Origin of the sequence: Rosenbergiella epipactidis, assembly GCF_018494055.1 — a bacterium.
In the GTDB taxonomy this organism is placed as follows: Bacteria; Pseudomonadota; Gammaproteobacteria; order Enterobacterales; family Enterobacteriaceae; genus Rosenbergiella; species Rosenbergiella epipactidis.
In genome coordinates this window covers 347,238-373,195 of record NZ_JABBFQ010000002.1, presented here as the reverse complement: position 1 = coordinate 373,195, position 25,958 = coordinate 347,238, and the positions used below count along the sequence as shown (strand labels likewise).

Below are 25,958 nucleotides of genomic sequence, written 5' to 3'. Positions count from 1 at the left end.
ATGGTAAAATTCTGGATTAGTCACAGTGTGAAAAATCCTCATCATCGATATCGCGGTTTAGTGCGCTAATCGACAGATTAAAATGGAATTTACCTATTTTATATCCTGCTTATTCATTCCACTAAGGTGGCAAGCATGACGCTATCTACTCACTCTTGCGTAGTGAAAGGAAAACAGCAGGTCGAAGTCATCAGCCAGAGGGTGACTTATCAAGGAGAAGGAACCTTAGTAAAAATTTCCCGTGGCGGAATTTGTGGTTCAGATCTGCACTATTATCAGCACGGGAAGGTCGGCAACTTTGCTATTAAGATGCCAATGATCCTCGGTCATGAAGTGATCGGTACGGTAGAGAAATCGGATAACTCACAGCTCAAGCCAGGACAAAAAGTGGCGATCAATCCCTCTAAAGCCTGTGGAGAATGCCAATACTGTTTAACCGAAGACACGAATCAGTGTTTGGCGATGCGTTTTTTCGGCAGTGCGATGATGAACCCACACGTTGACGGGGGGTTTACACAATACAAAATTGTCGATAGCGCACAGTGCGTACCGTTCGATGCGTCGCTCGATGATCGGATAATGGTATTCGCTGAGCCTCTCGCGGTGTGCCTCCATGCAGTGAATCAGGCTGGTGGCGTAGCAGATAAGCGTGTTTTTATCTCCGGTGTTGGGCCGATTGGCTGTTTACTGGTCGCGGTGGCGAAGGCGAGCGGCGCGAGAGAGATCGTTTGTAGTGATATCAGTCCTCGCGCGCTGACGCTAGCCGATAAATTGGGGGCATCAGTCACCTTATTGGCTAATGATGAGATGACCGCTTATCGTGCGCAAAAAGGGGCCTTTGACGTAAGTTTTGAGGCATCAGGGCATCCCAGTGCGTTAACACGCTGTATCGACGTGACTCGCGCAAGAGGGTGCATTGTCCAGGTCGGTATGGGCGGCGATATTCCACAATTTCCGATGATGACGGTTATTGCTAAAGAGCTACGAATCGTTGGCACCTTTCGTTTTACCCATGAATTCACTACGGCGGTCGACTGGTTGGCAAGTGGCAAAATCAATCCTTTACCCCTGTTTAGTGGTGAATATAGCTATCGAGAGGTTGACGAAGCCCTGCAATTTGCTGGGGACAAGCAACAGGCATCAAAGGTTCAGTTAGTGTTTTAGTCTTAACACTGGGTCGGGCGAATAAGGCTGAGTTTAAACGCTAACGCGCCTGCGCATTCCATCAAAATAATAATTTAATAAGGTAGGTTATATGCCTATTACTATCATTGCTCTGGGTGTTGTGCTGTTACTGGTATTAATGATCGTTTTCAAAGTGAATGGTTTTCTCGCGCTAATTTTTGTCTCTGCAGTTGTCGGTATTGCTGAAGGGATGACACCGCTACAAGTTATTGCCTCGATTCAAAAAGGCGTAGGGAATACGTTGGGTGGATTAGCGATGATTTTAGGCTTCGGTGCCATGCTGGGTAAATTGGTTTCAGACACTGGTGCTGCGCAGCGTGTTGCGATGACCTTAATCGATGCCTTCGGTAAACAGCGCGTACAATGGGCGATGATGGTAACAGGACTGATCGTCGGTCTAGCGATGTTCTACGAGATAGGTTTCGTTTTATTGCTACCGCTGGTTTATACCGTTGTCGTCGCAGCGGGTATTCCGCTGCTGTACGTGGGGGTACCGATGGTTGCGGCGTTGTCGGTGACACACTGTTTTCTCCCCCCGCATCCCGGTCCGACTGCGATAGCCACGATTTTCGGCGCTAACCTCGGTACAACGTTACTTTATGGCATGATCTTAACGCTGCCTACTGTCATCATTGCGGGACCTATTTTCTCCAAATTTCTCAAGAAGTTTGAAAAGTCGCCGCCAGAGGGACTTTATAATACCAAGATATTCACCGATGCTGAGATGCCAGGCTTCTGGACCAGTATTTTTGCTGCGGTAATCCCGGTGGTATTGATGGCTTTGGCGGCTGTCTTCGAATTAACGGTTGCCAAAGGAAATCCTATTCGCCAATTCTTTGAATTTATTGGTAACCCTGCGGTGGCGTTGTTTATTTCAGTGATTATTGCCGTGGCAACACTCGGTCTACGTAATGGGCGTAAGATTGATGAAGTGATGGAAATGTGCGGCTCGTCAATTGCGGCTATCGCCATGATTGTGTTTATCATCGCCGGAGGGGGAGCATTCAAACAAGTCTTAGTCGATAGTGGGGTAGGCGAATATATCGCGCAGATGATGCGTAACTCCTCGCTTTCACCACTGTTAATGTGTTGGACCGTTGCTGCCATGTTACGGATCGCCTTAGGATCAGCTACCGTTGCAGCCATTACGACAGCGGGCATTGTGACCCCGATTATTGCTGTAACGCATACCGATCCGGCATTAATGGTGCTCGCAGTCGGCGCCGGTAGCGTTATCGCCTCACATGTTAACGATCCAGGGTTTTGGCTATTCAAGGGGTACTTTAACCTGAGTGTCGTCGAAACATTAAAAACGTGGACCGTGATGGAAACTATTATCTCAGTGGTTGGCTTAGCAGGCGTGTTAATTCTTGAAGTTATTGTGACATAGAAAAGCGACCTCGCGAGGAGTGGCTGACTTCTCGCGAAGCTTTACCGCTAATGCAGCAGTGCACCACGAGACAAGTAGAGTATCACCGCGATGCAGTCCAAAAGGATGGTGAGATAAAAGAGACTCTTGAAAGGCTGTTTATGTGTTTTGTGTCGAAAGAGTTGTTGAGCAATGAGGCCACCGAGCCAGCCTCCCAGTAAGCAATAAAGTAGCAACCACTTTTCAGTGACACGAAAAGTGTGCTTAATCGCTGCTCGTTTATCTATGGCGAATAGCACGAAAGTTACCAGATTGACTAAAGCGAGGCTAATCCATTCAGCTTTATAGATGCTAAAGATTGCAAGGAAGAAATTCATTAGTAAATAAAATTTTTGTTTTTCATTAGGTTAGTTGTTTTTTGCTTATCAATCTCATACGTTTTAGACGAGGCTCTAAGGACTAAGTAGTGGGTAGTTCTACTGTAAGATCGAAATAAAGTGTCGAAAATTCTCATTTACTGAAACATAGTGAGGAGTAGCAAGAGAGTATTCCTTTAAGTATCAGTCTACTGGATAATGCGGATTAGATTAATCTGATGACTAACGAAAAAAAAATAGTCAATATTTCAATTTAGTCTAATAAATCTATATAATTATCGGCCTAATCTAGGCAATGGAGTGCAAAAATTTTTTAACGCTGAGTGGCAGAGGATTCGAACTCCATCACCCTCTGTATTCAGAACTAACCCCAATTTGATAAGCCGTGATTTGGTAACGACAGCCAATGGCGGTAGCGTGCTTAAATAATATTAATCGGTATCAACGTTCCAACCTAAGAGCGAAGTTAAATGAAAATAATAGTGACCGGAGGTGCTGGATTCATCGGTTCAGCAGTAGTCAGACACATAATAGAGAACACTGTTGACCAAGTTCTCGTTTTAGACAGTTTAACTTATGCCGGTAATCTTGCATCCTTGAAAACCGTTAACAAAGACTCGCGTTTTAGTTTTTCCAAAACAGATATTACTGATAAAGCAGCAGTTATGGAGCAGATTAATGCTTTCCAGCCTGACGTTATTATGCATCTTGCCGCTGAAAGCCATGTCGACCGCTCTATTGACGGTCCGACAGATTTTATCCATACCAATATCATCGGAACCTTTACGCTTCTAGAGGCGGCGCGTAACTTCTACGACAAGCTTCCAGCATCCAAGCAAGCACAATTCCGTTTCCACCACATTTCAACTGATGAGGTATATGGCGATTTAGAGGGAACCACGGATCTGTTTACCGAAGAAACGCCTTATGCGCCAAGTAGTCCCTATTCAGCCTCGAAGGCGAGTAGTGATCACCTAGTCAGAGCATGGCACCGTACATATGGTTTACCGGTGGTCATCACCAACTGCTCAAATAATTATGGTCCCTATCATTTCCCTGAAAAGTTGATCCCTCTGGTAATTCTTAATGCTCTAGCTGGGAAAGCGTTACCAGTTTATGGTAATGGGCAACAAATTCGTGATTGGTTATATGTCGAAGACCACGCTAGAGCGCTTTATCTGGTGGCAACCCAGGCTGAAATTGGCGAAACCTACAACATTGGCGGCCATAATGAGAAGAAGAATATCGAAGTGGTCGAAGCTATTTGCCATCTACTCGATGAATTACAGCCTGCCGATAAAAAATATTCCGATTTAATCACCTACGTTAACGACCGCCCGGGCCATGATTTACGTTATGCCATTGACGCGGAGAAAATTCACGCAGATTTAGGTTGGAAACCAATTGAAACATTTGAGAGCGGCTTACGTAAAACGGTTGAATGGTACTTGAATAATAATGAATGGGTGAATGATGTAAAAAGTGGCGCCTATATGAGTTGGGTTGAGAAAAACTACGAGGGTCGTAAGTAATGAAGATTCTCCTCCTAGGCAAAAATGGACAATTGGGATGGGAACTTCAACGCTCTCTAGCACCTCTTGGTGAAGTTATTGCTTTAGATCGCAATTCTGTGGCTCATTGTGGTGACTTAACTAATACATCAGGTGTTGTTGATGCAATAGAGAAAATTCGCCCAGATGTGATTGTCAATGCTGCTGCTTACACAGCGGTAGACAAAGCTGAATCAGATCAATCTGCTGCGGAACAAATCAACGCAACAGTAATGTTAGCGATAGCTGAAAGCGCTGAAAAAATAGGAGCGATACTCGTTCACTTCTCTACGGACTACGTTTTCAACGGAAAGGGTAATACGCCTTGGGTCGAGTCAGACCCCGTTGCTCCACTAAATGTCTATGGCAAGACCAAGAGTCAGGGTGAGGAGTTCATTACACAAAAGTGTAGCCGTTATTTTATTTTTCGCACAAGTTGGGTTTACGCAGCAAAAGGTAAAAACTTTGCTAAATCGATATTGGCCTTAGCGGAACAGAAAGAAAAACTATCAATCATTGATGATCAGTTTGGTGCACCAACCGGTGCAGAGCTTTTAGCCGACTGTACAGCCCATGCAATACTCAAAGCAGTGAATAACGAGAAATTATTCGGGCTTTACCATGTAGTGGCTAGTGGAACAACGACTTGGCATGAGTATGCAAAGTTCGTTTTAGCAAGAAGTAGAGAAAAAGGGCTTGAGTATAAGGTCAATGAGATAATACCAGTCTCAACAGATTCATTCCCGACCGCGGCCATCAGACCAAAAAATTCTCAACTAAATAATCAAAAATTTCAGCAAGCCTTCGACTTAACGTTACCAGATTGGCGTTCGGGTTTAGTGCGTATGCTTGATGAAATACAGTAGTTCGAACTCAAATTTTCGGTGGACATAGTATGCCAAAGTGTAAAGGTATTATTTTAGCTGGTGGTTCGGGAACAAGACTTTATCCAGTTACAACGGTTGTCAGTAAGCAGCTTCTGCCTATTTACGATAAGCCGATGATTTATTATCCGTTGAGTACATTAATGATGGCTGGAATTGATGAGATTCTTGTTATTAGTACTCCTCAAGATACACCTCGGTTTGAAAGTTTATTAGGTGATGGTTCACAGTGGGGGATTTCGATTGAATATAAAGTTCAAGAAAACCCAGATGGATTAGCCCAAGCTTTCATCCTTGGAGAAGAGTTCATCGGTGATGCCCCATGTGCACTGATCCTAGGTGACAATATTTTTTATGGTCACGACTTGGCTAAACTTCTTGAGAAAGCAGCCCACAAAACAGAAGGTGCTACCGTTTTCGCTTACCATGTCCACGATCCTGAGCGTTATGGCGTGGTTGAATTTGATAGTACAGGTGAAGCAATATCGTTAGTTGAAAAGCCCGAAAAACCTAAGAGCAATTATGCTGTAACCGGGCTTTATTTTTACGATAATAGCGTTGTTAATTTAGCTAAATCCCTAAAACCATCGCCACGCGGTGAATTAGAAATTACTGATATCAATAAAATTTATCTGCAGCAGAAAAAATTATCTGTCTCAATTATGGGACGTGGTCATGCATGGCTCGATACAGGCACACATCAGAGTATGAATGAAGCCAATAATTTCATTCAAACTATAGAAACAAGGCAAGGGCTGAAAGTGTGTTGTCCAGAAGAAATAGCTTTCCGAAAAGGTTTCATCGATGAAGCACAACTACGTAAATTAGCGTTACCACTTGCTAAAAACGATTATGGCCGTTATTTAAATTTACTGGCTGATGGGAAAATTTAGTATGAAAATTATCGAAACAAGTATCCCAGAAGTTAAAATAATTGAACCAACAGTATATGGTGATGAACGCGGGTTTTTCATGGAGACTTGGCAACAAGAGAAATTTGAAAAGCTCGTCTGCCCTCGTGTCTTTGTACAAGATAATCATTCAAAATCATCACATGGTATTTTGCGTGGTTTGCATTACCAAACGGAAAACACGCAGGGTAAATTAGTGAGAGTCGTTGCAGGTGAGGTGTATGATGTTGCCGTCGATATGCGTAAGTCATCGCCAAATTTTGGTAAATGGGTAGGTGTTCTACTCTCTGCAGAAAATAAGCGTCAACTTTGGGTTCCAGAAGGTTTTGCCCACGGATTTTACGTTACATCAGAAACAGCCGAATTTGTTTATAAATGTACGGACTACTATAATCCTAATCACGAACACACTTTATTGTGGAATGACCAAGAACTAAATATAAGCTGGCCGATCAAAGATGGCGAAGAGCCATTATTATCTTCAAAAGATGAATTGGGTTTAGAGTTCGAGTCTGCAGTTTATTTTGAATAATAATTTTCAAATTTTATCGTCAAAAATTATTTTTTTGGATAAATCGATAACCAAATCGAAGTTAAGCGGTACTTAATGGCATAATTAATAAGCTATTCTGTATATTGAAAGAATACGCTTAAAAAGGTTAAATTAAATATGAGTGGTATAATTAGAACGCATCAAATATCTCCCCAGTCCATGATAAAAAACATATGGAGTTATAGATATCTGATTGTACAAATGACTAAGCGAGAAGTTATTGGTAGATATAAAGGATCTGCCATGGGGTTAGCTTGGTCTTTTTTAAATCCATTATTAATGCTTATTGTGTACACTTTTGTCTTTTCTGTAGTATTCAAAGCTCGTTGGTCTGTAGGTGTTGATGAAAGTCGCACTCAATTCGCAGTAATACTTTTTGTAGGTATGATTATACATGGATTTTTCGCAGAAATTGTTAATAGGGCTCCACAAATTATTTTAGGTAATACGAATTATGTTAAAAAAGTAGTTTTCCCTTTAGAAATACTTCCAGTTGTTAATCTGTGTGCAGCATTATTTCATTCTCTTATAAGTCTATTAGTTTTAGTAGTTGCTTTTGTTATATTTAATGGTTACATACATTGGACTTTAATATTTTTGCCCTTGGTTTTTCTACCATTGGTAATATTCTGTCTTGGTCTAGGTTGGGTATTCTCATCCTTGGGCGTATTTATTCGTGACGTTGGGCAGACTACTATGATAATTACTACGATAATGATGTTTTTATCACCGGTGTTTTTCCCAGTTACGGCACTCCCCGGAAAATTTCAAGGGTGGATAATGCTCAATCCATTAACTTTTATAATTGAACAAGCAAGAGATATATTAATTTGGGGGCATTTACCAGATTGGAAGGGGTTATTGATATATACATTATCTGCGATCCTTATTACTTGGGTGGGTTATGTGTTCTTCCAAAAAACTAGAAAAGGCTTTGCTGATGTACTCTAAAGATATAGCTATTCAAGTTAGTAACCTAAGTAAATGTTATCAAATTTATTCTCGCCCACGAGATAGATTAAAACAATTCATAATGCCCCGATTAAAAAAAATTTTAAATAAAAGTAGTAATAATTATTTCCGAGAGTTCTGGGCTCTAAAAGATGTTTCATTTACTATTAAGAAAGGTGAAACTATCGGAATAATCGGGAGAAACGGCGCAGGGAAGTCAACATTATTACAAATGATATGTGGAACATTGACACCTACAGAAGGGAAAATCGACGTAAATGGTAGAATAGCTGCGCTTTTGGAGCTAGGAGCCGGGTTCAATCCTGAATTTACAGGCCGAGAAAATGTATACCTCAATGGAAGCGTACTTGGATTAAGTAAGGCTGAAATAGATAAAAAATACGATAGCATTTTGGAATTTGCTGATATAGGACCTTTCATTGATCAGCCAGTTAAAACTTATTCAAGTGGTATGTACGTTCGCTTAGCATTTGCAGTACAGGCTTGTATCGATCCAGAAATTTTGATTGTAGATGAAGCTTTAGCTGTAGGAGATATTGGATTTCAATATAAATGTTTTAAAAGAATGGAAGCCCTAAAGAAACGCGGTACTACTATAATTATGGTGACTCACTCAACTGGAAGTCTGTTGGAATATGCCGATCGCTGCTTAGTCATGAAAAATGGGCAATTAATCTGTGATACTGATGATGTACTGGCTGCCGTTTTATCTTACGAGAAGGGTATGATACTTTCGGAGAAAAAACAGGTACAGTCATCTAATGAAATTTCAGAGAATAGTATTGAGTATAAACCTGAAGACTTAATAAAAATTAGAGATAACTCAATAAATAATGATATAGGTGAAAAAAGATTCGGCTCGGCTAGAGCAATAATTGAATCAATGTATGTGAGTAAATCAGATGGTACGCTTTTGAAAGATAGACCGCTAGCTACGCCCGGTGAAGAATTAAATTTTAATTTTAAAATTCTAGCATCTGAAGATATTAATGATGTGGTATTAGGAATATCTATCTCTCGTGCGCAAGGTGGAGATATTTGGGGTGATAATAATATAAACGCTGGTCACCAGATTTCTTTAGTGCCTGGCGAATTAACACTTACTTTCAAAGTTAAGCTACCTATAAATACAGGGGACTATCTAATCCATTGTGGTTTAGCCTGTTTCAGTAATGGAATAAGAGAAGAATTAGATCAGCGAAGGCCTTTAGACAGAATAAAATTTTGGTCACCACGAGATATGGGAGGAGTAATTCACTCACCACTGAAAATTACTCGATTGGGGGATTAATGATTAGTGTTTTTCTACCAGCATATCCCTTTAGAGGGGTTGAAGCACCTTATCTATGGTTTTTTTATCGCATTATTAATTCTATATCAGAGCCAGTTTCTTTCATAGCTGGTAAAGAATATCTATTACCACTCGAATATTGGAAAGAAAATAATAGATGGGAAATGGAACACGATTCACAGATTCGACTCGGATATACCTTACCAGAAATAGATAATATAATAGAAAATCATAATTTTAACATAATTGACGAGTCCTTCCTTAGCGACTATTTAGGAAAATACAACTTTAACCCAAATAAGTTATTCGAGAAATTTATAACCGAGATTATCCCTGAACTTGAACTAGAAATTATTAATGTTTTAAATAAGAATAGTTCTATTGAGTGTATATTGAGTTGGTGTAATTGCCCATCCCTAAATTCCGCTGCTCAAAAATTCGGGGTAAAAGTAATAAATATGGAGTTAGGACCTCTGCGGTCTCCATATTATCTGTCTACAGCATATTTCGATTTCTCAGGGGTTAATGGAAATACTGAAGCCGAAAGAAGATATGTCAAGAGTGATTTTTATTCAAAAGATGAAACGAAAATCTCTGATCTTTATCAGTTTTTCAGTAATAATAACATTGATGAATCAGTATTCGGAAATGAAAATAATTCTTCTGAAATTGTTAAAGAAGTATCTTTTTCTGGTAACCTCGATAAGGAATATGATATTGGAGTTGTTCTACAAGTTGAAAACGATTCTAATATTATTGCCTTTAGTAAAACATTCAATAACCAATCACTACTTGACTACACAGAATGTTATTTACCGGGTAGTAAACTAATAAGATCACATCCGGGAAGTAGATTCTCGCTGAGAAATTCGAGTGATCTGGATAACTCATCGAGCTCTTTAGAATTCTTAAAAAGATGCAAAGAAATTGTAACTATAAATTCTAGTGTGGGTTTAGAGGCTCTTTTACTGAATATACCTGTAACTATTTTAGGTGAATGTTCTTATTCTTTCTGTAATGTTGAAAATATTGTCGAGAGAACACGTAGGTTAACATTTTACCTATTCTCATATTTAGTTCCTTTCGAGCTTTTATTCGATATAAATTACATTCGATTTAGGCTTAATACTGATAACGAGCATTTGATAATTAAGAAACATATTGATTATTACATTTCTTTAGGTGACTCAATGAGTAAAACAGAAATAGAAAAAAAAGCCATATCTTTGCTTGGTGACGGAAGTATTGAGAAAAGAGTAATTGATTTAGAGTGCCAGATAAAAAAAATAAGTCATGAATTAGAATTAAAAAACTCCGCAAATAGTAATCTTATTGAGCAAGTTGAGTTTCTCGAAGCTAGGTTAGGAGAGAAAGCTATCGATATTATTGTCGATGTGGTAGTTCCAGTCTATGGTGGTAAGCAAGAAACAATAGAATGTATAGAGTCTGCTTTATTAACATTACCTAACTGGGCACAATTAGTTGTAATTAATGATGCTTCACCGGAACCAGATCTAACGGAATGGCTTCGTCAGAGATCTATAGGTGGTGAGTTTTTACTTATTGAGAATGAAGAAAATTTAGGTTTCGTTGCTACTGTTAATCGAGGTATGAAGCTTAATCTTAAAAGAGATATCTTGTTATTAAATAGTGATGTTGAAGTTGCGAATGATTGGTTAGAGAGAATCCGGGAAGCAGCTTATTCTTGTAATAGGGTAGGAAGTATAACCCCATTTTCTAACAATGCTACCATATGTAGTTTCCCTAACTTTTGTGAAGATAATGATCTTTTCATGAATTTGGATGTCCAAAAATTAGATGATCATTTTTCAACCTTGGGTAAAACTAATAATCTAATTGAAATACCCACGGGCGTAGGGTTCTGTATGTATATACGCAGGGACTGTCTTAATGAAGTAGGTTATTTCGACGTTGAGACCTTCGGAAGAGGCTATGGCGAAGAAAACGATTGGTGCCAGAGAGCAGCCAAAGCAGGTTGGCCTAATTTCCATCAACTTAATGTGTTTGTATACCATAAAGGTGGGGTAAGTTTTGCGGGTGAGCAAAATCCACGTAAAACACGTGCTCTCGAGCTTTTGAATAATTTACATCCTAATTATACAAAAGACGTGATGGATTTTATTGTTAAAGATCCTGCGAAAAACGCACGATCAGAGATGCTACTCAGAATAACAGCATCTAAGGAAGTTAGTAAAGTTTTGCTTGTATCACATAAAATGGGCGGAGGAGTAAATACTCATCTCATTGAGTTAGCAAAATTTTATAATGATGAAGTAAACTTCTTACTGCTAGTTCCTGAAGAAGATGGTAAGAGTGTTGCCTTAACTCTTAATATCTCTGAATCTCTTTCCAGAGAAAAATTTATCATAGATATAGAAAATGGATACCAAACGTTAGTAGATTTTTTAAATTTTGTTGGTGTTGGACATATTCATTTCCATCACTTGATTGGTATTAATGATAAGATTCTTGATATTAAAAATCACCTTTCATGTGGATACGATGTAACTATACATGATTACTACTTCATTAACTCTAACCCTAGCTTGACGGATAAAAATGGGATTTTCGCAGGAGATATTCCTGAGGTTCGTGACCGTTTATGTAATGAAACTATTAAGTTACCCTCTGATTTAACCGCTTCTCAATGGCGTGAAAAGTTTAGTGCATGGTTAAGTAGTGCAGATAGAGTAATATTCCCGTCAGCTGATACTAAAAAACGTTTCTGTGGCATTTTCCCTAATACTACAATAAATAGCATTGTAGCTTGGCATCCAGATTACGAAGTGTCGGCGCCATACCCTCAAGTATCTTTTAACTACACAGCTGGTGAAAGATTAAAAGTCTTAGTTCTTGGGGCAATAAGCCGAGAAAAGGGCGCTTTAATGCTTGAGGAAGTTGCCAACAATCTGAAACACGAAAATATTGAGTTTCATCTTCTGGGTTATGCATTTCGCCCCCTCGAGTCGGTAATAACCCATGGAGCCTATTCAAGTCATGAACTAAGCCATAAGTTGATGGCAATCCAGCCACATGTTATGTGGTATCCAGCACAATGGCCTGAAACTTACAGCTATACACTGAGTGCAGCTTTAGAAAATGGAATCCCTGTTATTGCACCAAATATAGGTGCTTTTGGCGAAAGGCTGGCTGGACGTAATTTTACTCGTATAGTTGAATGGGATAGTAGCGTCAGAAAAATGAACCAGTTATTTCTTTCTTTGTATAAAAATCCCGAATCATTTTTCAATGATTATAACGCTGAACCTTTCTTAGATATTTCCGAAGTCGATATTCAAAAAGATTTTTATCGTCAAAGTTATATTAAGCCCGAGTGGTTTAGGGAAAGTATGCTTGGACGTACTGACATTAAGAGTCTACTGAATTCAAAAAATATAGAAATAATACCTGAGGTTACTATTGGACCAATAGGTAGAAAAGAAAGATTATTAGCTTTGGTTTGGCGTATTAGCCAAATTAGATGTTTATCAACTGTTAATAAAATAATTCCTTTTCGTATAAAAAGATACATCAAAAGACGTCTATCAAGAAGAGCTATTCATGAAATAATAAATTAAAGATTAAGAACAAATAAAGATATTCAATGGGATGTTTTACGATAAACATCCCTAAATTTTAATATGCTACAGTGATTTTTCTATAGCATATAATAAATTATTTCACCAAGAAGAACTGGCGTTATTTAGTAATTTAGATTATAGGTTGATTGTTTAATATTTATACCTTAGTTTATTAATAATGCGCTGGCCAAATGAGATTTATTAAAATTCTCATTATTTCACGATGGGATATTAATATTATTGATATTTTTTTATATTTTAAGAAATGGTAATTATTCTGTGAAAATCTTGGCATCTCTTGTCCTATTTAAGCATAGTTTCAACGATATCGAGGTAACTCTTTCTGCACTATTTCAGGAAGACAGTATATCTACTGTCGTTATTGTTGATAACGGTGAGCATTGTACATGGCTGGATTCTTTCGTACATGAAAAGGTCCAAGTAATACGAGTGCCTGTCAATAAAGGATTTGGGGCAGGCCATAATGTTGTTTTTGAAAGATTTAAAGGTCAGTCTGACTTTCTATTAATATGTAATCCCGATATTCATTTTGAGAAAGGTGAGGTTGATGCGCTGTATGATTTCAGTCGATCAGAGGGCGTAGGGCTCACCGTTCCAAAAATTATCTATCCTAATGGTAATAATCAATATGGCTGCAAACTGCTTCCTACACCTTATCAATTATTTATCAGACGTTTTTGTTCAGTTATAACATCTGGCGTCAATCAGCGGTACGAATTACGTGATGCTGATTACAATAAAATATTTTTTGCTCCTTCTCTATCCGGTTGTTTTTTACTGATAAGTAAAGATGCCATAAATATGGTGAAAGGTTTCGATGATCGATTCTTCCTTTATATGGAAGATGTTGATTTGAGCAGGCGTGTTTGTGATACAGGGTTACCAGTAAGATATTACCCAGGATCTACAGTAGTGCACGTTGCTCAATCAAAATCTTATAAAAGTTTAAAGTTCCTAGCTTATCATATCTTCTCAGCAGTAAAATACTTCAATAAATGGGGTTGGTTTTTTGATAAAAAAAGAAGTAAGTTAAACTCTTTATGTTTATCGGTATTACCAAAATCAATTAAAGAAGATTAAATAATTCTTAAAAAATATAGCTGATTTTTATTTAAAATATCCATATCATGTTTTGAATTAGAATATGATATGGCTATTCCCATCCCTCCTATTAAAATATTTTCTTATAGGGTCTTATCTACACTACTCCCCCCCCACCCAGCACACCAACGACCCCGCACACACCAAAACTGCTCCAATCCAAAACACACTACTTAACGACTGACTTAACCAAATACTTGAAAATAGGCTCGACACTACGGGGATAAAGTAGCTAAGGGTGGCAAGGAGGGTGATATTGCCGTGCAAGATACCCATATTCCACGCCGCGTAACCCAGACCCATCGCACAAGCGAGTAAGCATAGTGCACCGAAGCCTGTCGCGGTAACGCGTAGACTGGGTTGGGTCGTGAGTAAGAAGCCACTCCATAGGGCGATGGCGGTAAGTATAAAGTAAAGGGTGATACCGTTGCAGCCGTTAGCAAGTCTTTTGGTTAACACACAGTACAGACTCCAGATTATTGCGCCGGAGAAGGCGAGGGTGAAGCTCAATGGATTTGCAGTAAGATTGGCTAGCATCGATTGCCATAAATTCCCCTGTCCTTGTCCGAGTACTTGGCTAATGCCTAGCATGCTAATTGCTATACCGAGTAACATTAAAAATCTGGGGCGCTGTCCATTTAGTAGCACTGCCAGAAGTAGGGTCATACTAGGCCAGAGATAGTTAATTAGGCCAATCTGTATCGCTTGAATATTTGAAGTAGAGAAGCCAAGTGAAAGCGATAAGCAGATTTCGTAAGCGACAAAGAGCAGGGTACCTAAATATAAGTATCCTTTTGGAAAAGTTTTCACTTTAGGAAATCCGATAGTAAGTACTAACAATGCGCTAGCAGCAGAATAGACCAGCGCCGAGCCGCCGACTGGCCCGAAGTAAAACGTTACCTGACGCATAAGGCCTACGATGGTGCTCCACAGTAAAATCGCTGAGATACCCAGTAAGGTGGCACGTGATGAAGTCATGATTAATCCTTAGCCTATTCTCTATAAATCGGTGTTTTACTCAGCCTATAGGGGAATGTACGTTAGTACTCGCTACCAATCGATAATCAATCAGCGGTGGAATCGTAAAGTTTTTACACTGAATAGATCGAATGTTAGGTATAGTGGCTCATCCTCACACAACACGTTGAGCAGACTATGCAAGGTACCTGTTTATGTGCTTCCGTTAAATTTACCTTATCCTATAGCCCAACAACTTTCTATCGTTGCCATTGCTCCTTATGTCGTCGTCAAACAGGGACAGAATCTAATTATGCAACGCTAGTGCATCATCGAGACTTCACTTGGTCTGCAGGCGAAGCAAGTATTCACTCTTGGAGGAAAGAGTCGGGTTATCGTAATGATTTTTGTCAGCATTGCGGGAGTACAGTGCCTAACCTGTTAGCGCAAGTTCCTTACTTTTGGGTTCCCTTGGGTCTAGTGGAAGGGGTAGAGCATTATCGATGTGTTGCTGATTTCTGTCTGCAACGCTCGGCCTCACCCTCTTGTTCCTCTGAGATTCAATCTTACCATGAGCCAGTCCAATCACTGGAGCAGCTGCTTAGGGTGCTCCAGTTGGTATAGAGAGTTAGTTAGTATTTACTACTCTCCTGAGTATCGGCGGATAAAGTCGACTGAATTATCGAACACTTGCTGACTGGCACGATACTGCATGCTGAATTCAAAGTCATGGTTGAGTGGTTCAGGCCATCGTTTAGGATAGATATGTGCCTCAACTGGAACATTGAGTGTTTCTAGGCGTTGGATGAAGGGACGTGATTGCCCTTGGGTCAGTAAATCATTATCGCTCGCGCTAATCCATACAGGAGGATAGTGGGTCGTCAACCAAGGTGTTGCCGACATCGCATAAAGTTTTCTCAGGCTAGGGGGTTTTTCTCCGCTATAAGCGCCTAATACCTCTTGCATGATCCAGCGCGTGGTCCAAGGAAGTTTCTGGCCACTTTGATATAAACTCGCGATATCGTAGACGCCGCTATGTACGACTAAGCCTTTGAGCTGTTGAGGTTGAATCGCCGGTGTCATCGCCAGCTGTTGTTGTAAGAGGGGTGAGTTAAGTAGAGCGGCATAGTTACTGACAATATTCGCACCGGCAGAGTCTCCACTGAGAAAGAGGCGATTAAGGTCTAGTGGCCAATCATGCAAGGTACTGAGTGCCTGTAAGGCTTGGTTAAGCTGTTTGAGTTGGGTGGGGAAGGCTTGGGTAGGTACCAGACTATACTCAACATTGACTACCGCAAATCCTTGGTCGGCTAAGAGCCTTGCATAGGCCAACATACTCTCTTTATTCCCCGCCACCCAGCCACCACCATGCACTAACACGATGACTGGATAGTGTTGTCCGGGCCGGGGACTCGGGGTCACAATATCCATTCTTGAACTCGGTAACTCACCATAACGATAATCGGCAGTGATCCTTAAGTCGTTCTTAACATTCTTATCTGCATAGGCAGCTAATGCTTGAACGTTCTTTTTCGTAGTTTCATTTTCCATCGCGCCATGCGTTAACGAAATGGCCAAAGACTGGCATCCCGATAATATGAAGCTCACGGCCAGTAACCCGAGTCCTTTAGAACCAAGTGCTATAAAAAGCGTTTTTTTCATACTTTTACCTCCTGTTTGTATTGTAGATGTTAAATATTTAGTTGCACCCTCATAAAAATTGTCAAAGAACTGTGCTATTAGTCATATTTTGTATAGATATTTTTTATTAATAAGCCATACTAACCGGCGTTATGAGATCTTCGTAAACACTGGTTACATGTTGGCGGATTTTTCATCGCAGGTGAATGTGAAAAATCGGAGATTGGTGCGGCAAGCTTCATCCGACGTGAGTAATTAAAAATATAAATTTCCTGCTTTAGGGCGGTCTTATTGCTCCGATTTTTACATTTTAAAATAGCGGTTTATTTAAGGTAGATTTCGATGTCTAGGGAACGCAGAGGCTTACGTCTCATTACGTTATTATTCTCTCTCTTCTGCTGCTTATGGTTAGTCATTGGTGGCGGATACTTGTTGGCAATCGGTGGTAGCAGCTACTATCTGATTACCGGTCTCGTCATGGCGCTTTTCACCGCGCAACTGGCTAAACGTAAAGGCGGCGCGTTTTTCGTCTACGCCTTAATCCTTATCGCGACCGCGATTTGGTCCTACGTTGAGTGTGGTATTGACTTCTGGGCACTAGCGCCACGTTTAGGTATCTGGACATTGTTCGGTATCTGGATGCTACTCCCGCCAGTTTATCGCCAAATTTCTCGTCCTAACGCAGGTAACACGCCACGTACTGCTATGGCAGTCGGTGTTATCGTTAACCTGCTGATGGTCGGTGCGAGTTTTGTGGTCAAAGACCCGCAAGAAATCGATGGCACATTACACGTTAATAACGAAGCGCCAGCGGCGCCAAGCGTTGCTGCGCAAGATTGGCCAGCCTACGCGCGTACGCAAGACGGTGTACGTTATTCGCCATTAACACAAATTAATGAGCAGAATGTCAAAGACCTACAAGTTGCTTGGACATTCCGTACGGGTGACCTGAAGCGTGCAGATGATCCCGGTGAGATCACTAACGAATCTACCCCGATTAAAGTCGGCAACATGCTCTACACCTGTACTGCACACCAGATCCTTATCGCTCTGGATGCCGCGACAGGTAAAGAGAAATGGCGTTTTGATCCAAAAATCAAATACGATTCGACTTTCCAGCATATAACTTGTCGTGGTGTTTCTTATCACGAAGTTTCCGCTACGCCAACCAACGGTAGCCAACCTGCTGCGTGTTCACGTCGTATCTTATTGCCTGTAAACGATGGTCGTCTGTTTGCGGTGGATGCGGAAAATGGTCAGGTTTGTAAAGACTTCGCGAACAACGGCGAAATCGACTTACAACATAAGCAACCTCATGCTTACCCAGGTGGCTATGAACCAACCTCTCCGCCAATCATCACCGATAAAGTGATTATCATTGCGGGTTCGGTAACTGATAACTTATCAACGAAAGAACCTTCAGGTGTGATTCGTGGATTCGATGTCAATACTGGACAACTGCTTTGGGCCTTCGATCCAGGTGCTAAAGATCCTAACGCTATCCCTGCAGACGGTGAAAGCTATACGCCTAACTCACCGAACTCATGGGCGCCATCGGCTTATGATGCAAAATTAGACATCGTTTACATCCCAATGGGTGTGAGTACTCCTGATATCTGGGGCGGTAACCGTACTCCAGACCAAGAGAAGTTCGCGACCGGTATCTTAGCGCTGCATGCTTCAACGGGTAAACTGGCTTGGTTCTACCAAACGGTACACCACGATCTGTGGGATATGGACGTTCCGGCTCAACCAACTTTAGCGGATATTAAAGATCAACAAGGTAACACTGTACCGGTTATCTATGCACCTGCGAAAACCGGTGATATTTTTGTTCTGAACCGTGTCACAGGAAAACCTGTCGTTCCTGCAAACGAACATCCAGTCCCACAAGGTGCGGCTGAAGGTGACCACCTGTCGCCGACCCAACCTTACTCTGAATTCAGCTATCGCCCAACGGCACATCTGACAGATAAGAAAATGTGGGGCGCGACCATGTTCGACCAGATGATCTGTCGAATCATGTTCCACCGTCTGCGTTACGAAGGTCCGTTTACTCCTCCTTCCGTTCAAGGAACCTTGGTGTTCCCAGGTAACTTAGGGATGTTCGAGTGGGGCGGTATCTCCGTGAACACGGATAAACAGTTTGCTATCACTAACCCAATGCAACTGCCGTTTGTTTCTAAACTGATTCCTCGTGGTCCTAATAACCCAATGGAACCGGATGAGAAAGGCGCTAAAGGGTCAGGTAGCGAAGCGGGTCTGCAACACCAATACGGAGCAAAATTTGGTGTAGAACTTAACCCGTTCCTCTCACCATTCGGTCTGCCATGTATGGAACCTTCATGGGGCTTCGTTTCTGCGGTTAACCTGCAAAACCACGAAATCATCTGGAAGAAACGTATCGGCACCATCCGTGATAGCTCGCCGATTCCTCTACCGCTGAAAGTCGGTACTCCAATGCTGGGTGCACCAATCACTACAGCTGGTAACGTCTTCTTTATTGCTGCAACATTAGATAACTACTTGCGTGCTTACAGCGTGCATGACGGTAAATTGTTATGGCAAGCACGTCTACCAGCGGGTGGACAAGCAACTCCGATGACGTATGAAGTGGATGGTAAGCAATATGTGGTGATTAATGCTGGTGGTCACGGTTCGTTTGGATCGACCATGGGTGATTACATCATTGCGTATAAACTTCCTGACGCGAAGTAATAGGTCGGCATCACCGCACGGGTGGTGATGTCTACTGACAATAAAAGCCTCGAATAAAGCGATTTATTCGGGGTTTTTTTATGGGAAGTAATAAGAGATGAGTGGGGGAAGCCGGAAAGGTGAGGGGAAGCGTTACCCAATCAAAGCTAAGGTGTTGCTTCCCATACTCATTGGTAAGGCTTAAAAACTGTTAGGAATAAAAATATCGGGGGGTTGTTGGATTGCATAATTGAAGGCATCGGTAGCGATATTCGCCATAGACTGCCAATTTTGCAGGCTGAAATCGATTCCAAGAAGTCCGGTAACAAACCAGCATGAAGTGAAAAGCCCCAGTCCTGTAAAGACAGCACTCGCCGTTTTAAGGCTATTTTGTTGGCATTTAATTTTCATCATACTTGCCATGTACATCAGTCCTGCACTTAGCAAGCCCCAACGCATAACAATTAAGCTCGTTGCAAGAGCGCTCATCGTCAATCCTCATAGTTGACCAAAAGAGTTACCCATTGTTGAGTAAACGAACAATGAGAAAGTATTTTAAAGTGTGATTTAGCTCACATTATAGACAAGAGAGGCTGAGATTTGAAGAGTAAGTTAAATAATTAGCATTTTTGGCTCGCCGTTGTTAACGAGCCTTAGCAGAAGAGGGTACAAATAGAGTGAATTATCACTAGGAGGGTGACCCAACATTACTGAATGTCGGTAGAGAACGGCAACGTTGAGAATGACGATAAGCCGTAGGAGTCAGGTCGAACTTACGACGAAATACGCGAGAGAAAGTCTGCTGTGATTCATAACCGTATTGTAACGCGATATCAAAGACTGGGCGTTGGCTGGCGCATAAAGCTTCTGCTGCTTTGGCTAGGCGTCGGTCGCGGATATAATCGCCGAGTGTTTGGCGCGTCATTGCACGGAACATTCTTTGTAAGTGCCACTTGGAATATCCAGACTTAGCAGCAACTTCATCAATCGAAAGGTTGTTCCCGAGATTCTGATCGATCCACTCAGTGAGTGAAATGATGATTTCTTTTTGCATCTGACGTCATTCCTCTGTTTAGTCATCACATAATGTGATCTCGAACAAGTTTTTAAAGTATAATTCCTCAAGTTAACTTGAGGTAAAGCTTAAAAATGAAAAAAGAACGATCTCAATTAAAATCAAGACTTTCCCCAGGAGAGGTCGCCAAGCGAAGTGGAGTTGCGGTTTCTGCGCTACATTTTTACGAGTCAAAAGGACTCATTGCGAGCAGCCGTAATGCCGCTAACCAACGGCGCTATAGCCGCGACGTGCTGCGGCGGGTAGCAATTATTAAAATTGCCCAGCGTATTGGCCTACCCTTGGCAACCCTTAGCGAGCATCTGGCAAGTTATCCGCCGGATAAGCGTATTTCTGCTAAAGAGTGGGAACAACTTACTGCGCAGTGGCGTGATGAGTTGGATAAACGTATCGAAACGCTTGTTCGATTACGGGACGACCTTAGTGGTTGTATCGGTTGTGGATGTCTTTCCATGCGCGATTGTCCGTTACGTAATGCTGACGACCATTTAGCCGAGCAAGGTAAAGGTGCGGTACTCTTGGAGCAAGATACGCCCGATTCAGAGCTTTCAACTGGGGATTTGCCTAACAACCTGCTAGGCTCGATCAAGTCCTGACCTATAATAAGAAGAAATCGATAGATTCTTGCTGATTAAGCACGTTTTTTTACGCTAGGTTAATGGTGTAGGGTGTATTTTAAGTAAATGAGTGAGCCTGTTGCAGCCAATAGGTTTTGTTGTCTTCTGGAAAGGTTACAAGGAAAGCATGGAAATTTTCTTCACCATATTGATCATGACGCTGGTGGTGTCACTCTCCGGCGTTGCTGCGCGAATCATTCCCTTTCAAATCCCCTTACCGCTTGTGCAAATTATTGCCGGCGCGTTATTGGGGTGGCCGAGTTTTGGACTACACGTCAATTTTGACCCCGAACTGTTCTTAGTACTTTTCATCCCACCGTTATTGTTCTCAGATGGTTGGAAGACACCCATCAATGAATTCCTGCATCATGGTCGGGAAATTATTGGCTTGGCGCTGGTGTTAGTACTGATCACTGTGGTGGGTATTGGCTATCTTATTCACTGGACCATACCGGGCGTACCGTTGATCCCGGCTTTTGCCTTAGCTGCTGTGCTCTCGCCAACGGATGCCGTTGCCCTGTCAGGTATCGTCGGCGAAGGGCGTATCCCGAAAAAAATCATGTCAATCGTCCAAGGTGAAGCCTTGATGAACGATGCGTCGGGCTTGGTCTCTTTGAATTTCGCCATCGCGGTTGCGATGGGAACCATGGTATTTACCTGGTCAGGCGCTTCGCTGGAATTCTTAAAAGTCTCTCTGGGGGGCTTACTTGCCGGTGTGGTGATTTGTTGGCTGTATGGTAAATCGCTTCGCTTGTTCAGTCGTTGGAGTGGTGATGATCCGGCAACGCAAACTGTGTTGCTTATGTTACTTCCTTTTGCCTCTTATCTTATCGCTGAGCACCTCGGTACCTCAGGAATCTTAGCTGCTGTGGCCGCCGGGATGACCATAAGTCGTTCGGGTATTATTCGCCAAGCTCCGCTGGCGATGCGTCTGCGTGCTAACAGTGTCTGGCAGATGCTTGAGTTTGTGTTTAACGGCATGGTGTTTTTAATGCTGGGTTTACAGCTACCAGGGATCCTACAAACTACCCTGACCGAGGCAGAAGTTGATAACAACGTTAATATTTGGATTCTGTTATTTGCGGTAGCAATGATCTATTTAGCGCTAATCGTGGTTCGTTTTGGCTGGCTATTGTTGATGCAGCGGATTAGTAAACGCTTACTTAAGAAGCGCCCCATGGAGTTCAGTAACTACTCTTTACGCGAGCTGCTCGTGGCGACCTTTGCGGGCGTTCGGGGTGCGGTAACCTTGGCGGGTGTGTTATCCATTCCTCTCTTTTTACCGAATGGCGAAAACTTTCCGGCACGCTACGAATTAGTCTTTTTAGCCACGGGCGTCATCCTCTTTTCGCTATTGGCTGGCGTCGTTACCTTACCGTTATTACTTAAAGGTGTTTCCGGTATCGATAAAGGTGAAACGGGCAAAGAGCTGCGTAAGGCCCGATCTATCATGGCCAAGTCCGGTATCGATAGCTTGTACAAGATGGAAGAGCGTTTGGCGAAAGATACCAACGAGAATATCGATCCGGAAGTTTTGAAAGAGGTCAGCTCTCGTGTTATAGGGCAGTTGCGTCGTCGGCTTGATGATAAGGACGATCTTGAACAAGCCATGTTTATGGAGAATCTGGAAAGACGGTTACGGCTCAATGCATTGCGTGCCGAACGGGCTGAGGTTTACCACTTGCGGGCGACCAAGGAGATCTCTGATGAATCAATGCGAAAACTCCTTCGTGATTTAGATCTGCTCGAAGCACTGCTTATCGAAAAAGAAGAGTAATCGCTGGCCCCGTCCTATAAGGATGGGGCCTCCCCCCTAGTATCGGTCGATGATTTTTATTCATTTCACTGCCGCCGATCCTCGCTATATACTGACTTTTTATTGAGACACTAACGAGGCTCTCGTATGTCCACTTTATGGCGACGCTTACGCCAGAAGTTAGTAACCGATTCCCTGTGGCAAATCCCGCTGCAACTCTGTATCTATACCGGGTTATACCTCTTAGCCGGTTTACTGGTTAATCTTTTCCATCTTCCTTTGCCGGCAAATGTTATTGGCTTAGGCATACTGCTGCTGCTCATTATGTTGCGTATCGTGCCGGTAAAGTGGATCCGGGCAGGCGGTAACTGGCTGCTAGCTGAGATGCTGCTTTTCTTTATTCCAGCCGTTGTGGCGGTGGTCAACTACGGCCCATTACTGCGCAGTGAGGGATGGAAAATTGTGGCAGTGATAGGGTTGAGCACCATAATGGTACTAGCCGCGACCGGCTTTGTGGTAGAACGAGTGTTTCGTTACGAGATGGCAAGGGCACAACGTAAATTAGGAGCGAATGATGAGTAATATGCTTGCCAATCTTAGCTGCTTAGTGTTGACCGTTGTTATCTACTATCTTAATAAACGTCTTTACCGACGTTGGCGCTTACTACTCCTGATGCCCTTGGTATTTACGCCCTTGGTGTTAATTATTTTACTGCTGACCACGCATATCTCTTGGCAAAACTATATCGGCGACAACCACTGGTTAATCTGGTTATTAGGTCCAGCGACCCTAGCGTTTGCGATTCCCGTTTATGAGAACCTCGGTTTGATTCGGCGGCATTGGATGTCACTCGGGGCCGGGGTATTCACCGCAGTCGTGGTCGCAGTATTGAGCTCTGTCTGGCTCGCTCGTCTTTTTTCATTACCTGAAATGGTGGAGCGCAGTTTAGCGGTTCGATCCATCACCACCCCTTTCGCGTTGGCGGCGGCAAAACAGGTTGGTGGCCAACCTGATCTCGTCGCGTTATTCGTGGTGATCACTGGGGTTTTTGGTATGGCTATCGGTGATTTTCTCTTTCTGCGTTTGATGATTAAACAAAGTATTTCGAAAGGTGCTAGCTTGGGGGCGGCTTCCCATGGAGCGGGTACGGCCAAAGCCTATCAATTGGGGCCAGAAGAAGGGGTAGTCTCGAGTTTAGTGATGATGCTTGCGGGGATTATGACAGTACTGTTAGCCCCCTTTATTCGCTTACTCTTCTGAAAAGTGGGTCACTGCATGGCAGTGACCCATGAGGCTTAAGGTTGCTTAATACTCTGCTTTTCTTCTAATAACTTCTCGACCACACCGGGATCGGCCAACGTCGACGTGTCACCCAAGTTAGTGGTATCCCCTACCGCAATTTTACGTAGGATACGACGCATAATCTTACCGGAACGCGTTTTAGGGAGCATCTCTGCCCAGTGCAGTACGTCCGGGGTGGCAATCGGGCCTATTTCTTTACGTACCCACTGGCGAACCTCATTGTAGAGTTCGCTCGTCGGCTCTTCACCACTGTTCAGGGTGACATAAGCGTAAATGGCTTGGCCCTTAATAGAGTGCGGAATACCGACGACGGCAGCTTCAGCGACCTTAGGATGCGAGACTAACGCGGATTCGATTTCGGCGGTCCCTAATCGGTGGCCAGAAACGTTTAACACATCATCAACCCGACCGGTGATCCAGTAATAGCCATCTTCGTCACGACGCGCACCATCACCGCTGAAATAGGCGTTTTGGAAGGTGGAGAAGTAGGTTTGTTCAAAACGTTGGTGATCGCCAAATAGTGTCCGCGCTTGGCCTGGCCATGAATCGGTGATCACTAGGTTACCCTCGCAAACCCCTTCTTGAATAACGCCTTCATTATCCACCAAGGCGGGCTTGACGCCAAAGAAAGGACGGGTTGCCGAACCGGGTTTCAACGGTGTGGCGCCCGGTAATGGGGCAATCATAAAACCACCGGTTTCGGTTTGCCACCAAGTGTCGACGATAGGGCAGCGGCTATTTCCCATCTTGGTGAAAAACCACTCCCAAGCTTCAGGGTTAATCGGCTCACCGACCGATCCCAGCACCCGCAGCGAACCGCGATCGGTCCCTTGAATCGCTTTATCGCCTTCTGCCATCAAGGCACGTATCGCGGTGGGGGCGGTGTACAGAATACTGACTTGGTATTTATCGACCACTTCTGCCATCCGCGAAGCGGTTGGCCAGTTAGGCACCCCTTCAAACAGTAAAGTGGTTGCGCCGCACGCCAGTGGCCCGTAAAGCAAATAGCTGTGTCCGGTGATCCAACCGACATCCGCGGTACACCAGTAAATATCGTCTGGCTGGTAGTCGAAGACATATTTAAAAGTTGTTGCGGCGTAAACTAAGTAACCACCTGTCGTGTGCAACACCCCTTTTGGCTGCCCGGTAGACCCCGAAGTATAAAGAATAAATAAAGGATCTTCTGCGTTCATCGCCATCGGCTGGTGTTCAGTCGGGGCATCGGCCATCAGTTCATGCCACCAACAATCGCGGGGTGCATGCCAACTCGGCGATTGGCCGGTACGCGAATAGACAATAACGTTTTTCACGCTGGTTACGGCAGGGTTTGCCAAAGCATCATCGACATTCTTCTTCAATGGGATGGGGCGTCCTGCGCGAAGACCCTGATCGGCGGTAACCACTAATTTTGCTTGGCTATCAATAATCCGACCCGCTACCGCATCCGGCGAGAATCCGCCAAAAATAACGGAATGGATGGCACCAATACGTGCACAGGCCAACATAGCGACCGCTGCTTCCGGGACCATCGGCATATAGAGTGCGACGACGTCTTGAGGTTTAATCCCCATTGATGTCAGGACATTGGCAAACTGACAGACTTGTTGGTGTAATTCACGGTAGGTTAGGGTTCGGCTTTCGCTACCGTCATCGCTTTCCCAGATAATCGCCGGCTTATCGCCATGTTGCGCCAGATGTCGGTCTAAACAGTTGGCCGCAAGGTTAAGCTGACCATCCTCGAACCAACGAATATCAATATTACCTGGCTCGAAATGCGTATTTTTTACGCGGGTAAAAGGGGTGATCCAATCAAGGATCTGTGCGTGTTCCTGCCAGAACGCAGTGGGATCGTCCACCGATTGTTGATAGAGCTTGGCGTACTGCTCTTCGTTGATGTGTGTATTGGCAGCAATGGCATCCATGATCGGGTGAGTAATGGGTTGGCTCATGACAGGTCTCCTTTTTTGTTAATTTTATGTGAAAAGATGCATGATAAAAGACCAAGCCGGTGATTTGTTTGGGATATGTGCCAGAGATCACGGGATTGCATCGTTATTTACCGACACGTCAATTTTATCGGTATTCTCGGCCATTCT

General features: G+C 42.9%; 22 protein-coding genes. 16 read left to right on the top strand and 6 right to left on the bottom strand.

From position 1 onward, the window contains the following. The first annotated feature begins 135 nt into the window (after positions 1-135). Complete coding sequence (idnD, locus tag HGT71_RS04590) at positions 136-1,164, top strand: L-idonate 5-dehydrogenase (protein ID WP_214216794.1); 1,029 nt, start codon at positions 136-138, stop codon at positions 1,162-1,164. Between the two features lie 91 nt (positions 1,165-1,255). Beyond that, complete coding sequence (locus HGT71_RS04585; protein WP_214216793.1) at positions 1,256-2,575, top strand: gluconate:H+ symporter; 1,320 nt, start codon at positions 1,256-1,258, stop codon at positions 2,573-2,575. A 47-nt stretch (positions 2,576-2,622) separates the two neighbouring features. On the opposite strand, the gene HGT71_RS04580 is transcribed toward HGT71_RS04585, so the two are convergent. After that, complete coding sequence (locus HGT71_RS04580; protein ID WP_214216792.1) at positions 2,623-2,931, bottom strand: DUF1294 domain-containing protein; 309 nt, start codon at positions 2,929-2,931, stop codon at positions 2,623-2,625. A gap of 470 nt (positions 2,932-3,401) precedes the next feature. Here HGT71_RS04580 and rfbB point away from each other — a divergent pair, with 470 nt between their 5' ends. From rfbB to HGT71_RS04540, 8 genes are all read left to right on the top strand, one after another. Beyond that, entirely contained in the window at positions 3,402-4,463 is a 1,062-nt protein-coding gene (gene rfbB / locus HGT71_RS04575) for a dTDP-glucose 4,6-dehydratase (protein WP_214216791.1), read from the top strand. Next, a complete protein-coding gene (rfbD, locus tag HGT71_RS04570) occupies positions 4,463-5,347 on the top strand; it encodes a dTDP-4-dehydrorhamnose reductase (protein ID WP_214216790.1) in 885 nt (294 codons plus the stop codon). The genes rfbB and rfbD overlap by 1 nt, the downstream gene beginning before the upstream one ends. A gap of 29 nt (positions 5,348-5,376) precedes the next feature. Further along, on the top strand, positions 5,377-6,258 hold the full coding sequence (gene rfbA, locus HGT71_RS04565) for a glucose-1-phosphate thymidylyltransferase RfbA (RefSeq protein WP_214216789.1): 882 nt from the start codon (positions 5,377-5,379) through the stop codon (positions 6,256-6,258). Between the two features lies 1 nt (position 6,259). Continuing rightward, entirely contained in the window at positions 6,260-6,808 is a 549-nt protein-coding gene (gene rfbC / locus HGT71_RS04560; RefSeq protein ID WP_214216788.1) for a dTDP-4-dehydrorhamnose 3,5-epimerase, read from the top strand. Between the two features lie 222 nt (positions 6,809-7,030). Next, positions 7,031-7,780: an ABC transporter permease gene (locus HGT71_RS04555; protein WP_244986396.1), complete on the top strand. Its 750-nt coding sequence runs from the start codon at positions 7,031-7,033 to the stop codon at positions 7,778-7,780. Beyond that, the gene (locus HGT71_RS04550) at positions 7,770-9,092 is read left to right on the top strand and encodes an ABC transporter ATP-binding protein (protein WP_214216923.1); all 1,323 of its coding nucleotides are present in this window, start codon (positions 7,770-7,772) and stop codon (positions 9,090-9,092) included. The genes HGT71_RS04555 and HGT71_RS04550 overlap by 11 nt, the downstream gene beginning before the upstream one ends. Then, a complete protein-coding gene (locus HGT71_RS04545) occupies positions 9,092-12,691 on the top strand; it encodes a GT99 family glycosyltransferase N-terminal domain-containing protein (protein ID WP_214216786.1) in 3,600 nt (1,199 codons plus the stop codon). The genes HGT71_RS04550 and HGT71_RS04545 overlap by 1 nt, the downstream gene beginning before the upstream one ends. Positions 12,692-12,973: 282 nt before the next feature. Continuing rightward, positions 12,974-13,795 (top strand): glycosyltransferase family 2 protein, encoded by an 822-nt coding sequence (locus HGT71_RS04540; RefSeq protein ID WP_214216785.1) that lies wholly within the window; start codon positions 12,974-12,976, stop codon positions 13,793-13,795. 123 nt (positions 13,796-13,918) lie between these two features. Here the strand turns inward: HGT71_RS04540 and yddG are convergent, their stop codons facing one another. Beyond that, positions 13,919-14,794: an aromatic amino acid DMT transporter YddG gene (gene yddG, locus HGT71_RS04535; protein ID WP_214216784.1), complete on the bottom strand. Its 876-nt coding sequence runs from the start codon at positions 14,792-14,794 to the stop codon at positions 13,919-13,921. A gap of 177 nt (positions 14,795-14,971) precedes the next feature. Between yddG and HGT71_RS04530 the strand changes: the two genes are divergently transcribed. Further along, positions 14,972-15,397 carry a GFA family protein gene (locus tag HGT71_RS04530; RefSeq protein ID WP_214216783.1) on the top strand — a complete coding sequence of 142 codons (426 nt, stop codon included), beginning with the start codon at positions 14,972-14,974 and terminating at the stop codon, positions 15,395-15,397. An 18-nt stretch (positions 15,398-15,415) separates the two neighbouring features. On the opposite strand, the gene HGT71_RS04525 is transcribed toward HGT71_RS04530, so the two are convergent. Further along, positions 15,416-16,435, bottom strand: a complete 1,020-nt coding sequence (locus HGT71_RS04525) for an alpha/beta hydrolase (protein WP_214216782.1) — start codon at positions 16,433-16,435, stop codon at positions 15,416-15,418. 321 nt (positions 16,436-16,756) lie between these two features. Here HGT71_RS04525 and HGT71_RS04520 point away from each other — a divergent pair, with 321 nt between their 5' ends. After that, positions 16,757-19,132, top strand: a complete 2,376-nt coding sequence (locus HGT71_RS04520; RefSeq protein ID WP_214216781.1) for a glucose/quinate/shikimate family membrane-bound PQQ-dependent dehydrogenase — start codon at positions 16,757-16,759, stop codon at positions 19,130-19,132. Between the two features lie 180 nt (positions 19,133-19,312). Here HGT71_RS04520 and HGT71_RS04515 read toward each other — a convergent pair whose 3' ends face one another. Both HGT71_RS04515 and soxS read right to left on the bottom strand, forming a co-directional pair. Beyond that, entirely contained in the window at positions 19,313-19,600 is a 288-nt protein-coding gene (locus tag HGT71_RS04515; protein ID WP_214216780.1) for a YjcB family protein, read from the bottom strand. A gap of 199 nt (positions 19,601-19,799) precedes the next feature. Beyond that, positions 19,800-20,165, bottom strand: coding sequence for a superoxide response transcriptional regulator SoxS (gene soxS / locus HGT71_RS04510; RefSeq protein WP_214216779.1), 366 nt, complete (start codon positions 20,163-20,165; stop codon positions 19,800-19,802). 95 nt (positions 20,166-20,260) lie between these two features. Between soxS and soxR the strand changes: the two genes are divergently transcribed. The 4 genes from soxR (at position 20,261) to HGT71_RS04490 (ending at position 23,820) form a co-directional block, all read left to right on the top strand. Further along, on the top strand, positions 20,261-20,782 hold the full coding sequence (gene soxR, locus HGT71_RS04505; RefSeq protein WP_214216778.1) for a redox-sensitive transcriptional activator SoxR: 522 nt from the start codon (positions 20,261-20,263) through the stop codon (positions 20,780-20,782). Between the two features lie 148 nt (positions 20,783-20,930). Continuing rightward, a complete protein-coding gene (locus HGT71_RS04500; RefSeq protein WP_214216777.1) occupies positions 20,931-22,580 on the top strand; it encodes a Na+/H+ antiporter in 1,650 nt (549 codons plus the stop codon). Positions 22,581-22,706: 126 nt separating this feature from the next. Further along, the gene (locus tag HGT71_RS04495) at positions 22,707-23,141 is read left to right on the top strand and encodes a CidA/LrgA family protein (protein ID WP_214216776.1); all 435 of its coding nucleotides are present in this window, start codon (positions 22,707-22,709) and stop codon (positions 23,139-23,141) included. Beyond that, positions 23,134-23,820, top strand: coding sequence for an LrgB family protein (locus HGT71_RS04490; RefSeq protein ID WP_214216775.1), 687 nt, complete (start codon positions 23,134-23,136; stop codon positions 23,818-23,820). Before HGT71_RS04495 ends, HGT71_RS04490 begins: the two co-directional genes overlap by 8 nt. Positions 23,821-23,855: 35 nt before the next feature. On the opposite strand, the gene acs is transcribed toward HGT71_RS04490, so the two are convergent. Then, positions 23,856-25,811: an acetate--CoA ligase gene (gene acs, locus HGT71_RS04485; protein WP_214216774.1), complete on the bottom strand. Its 1,956-nt coding sequence runs from the start codon at positions 25,809-25,811 to the stop codon at positions 23,856-23,858. Between the last annotated feature and the right edge of the window lie 147 nt (positions 25,812-25,958).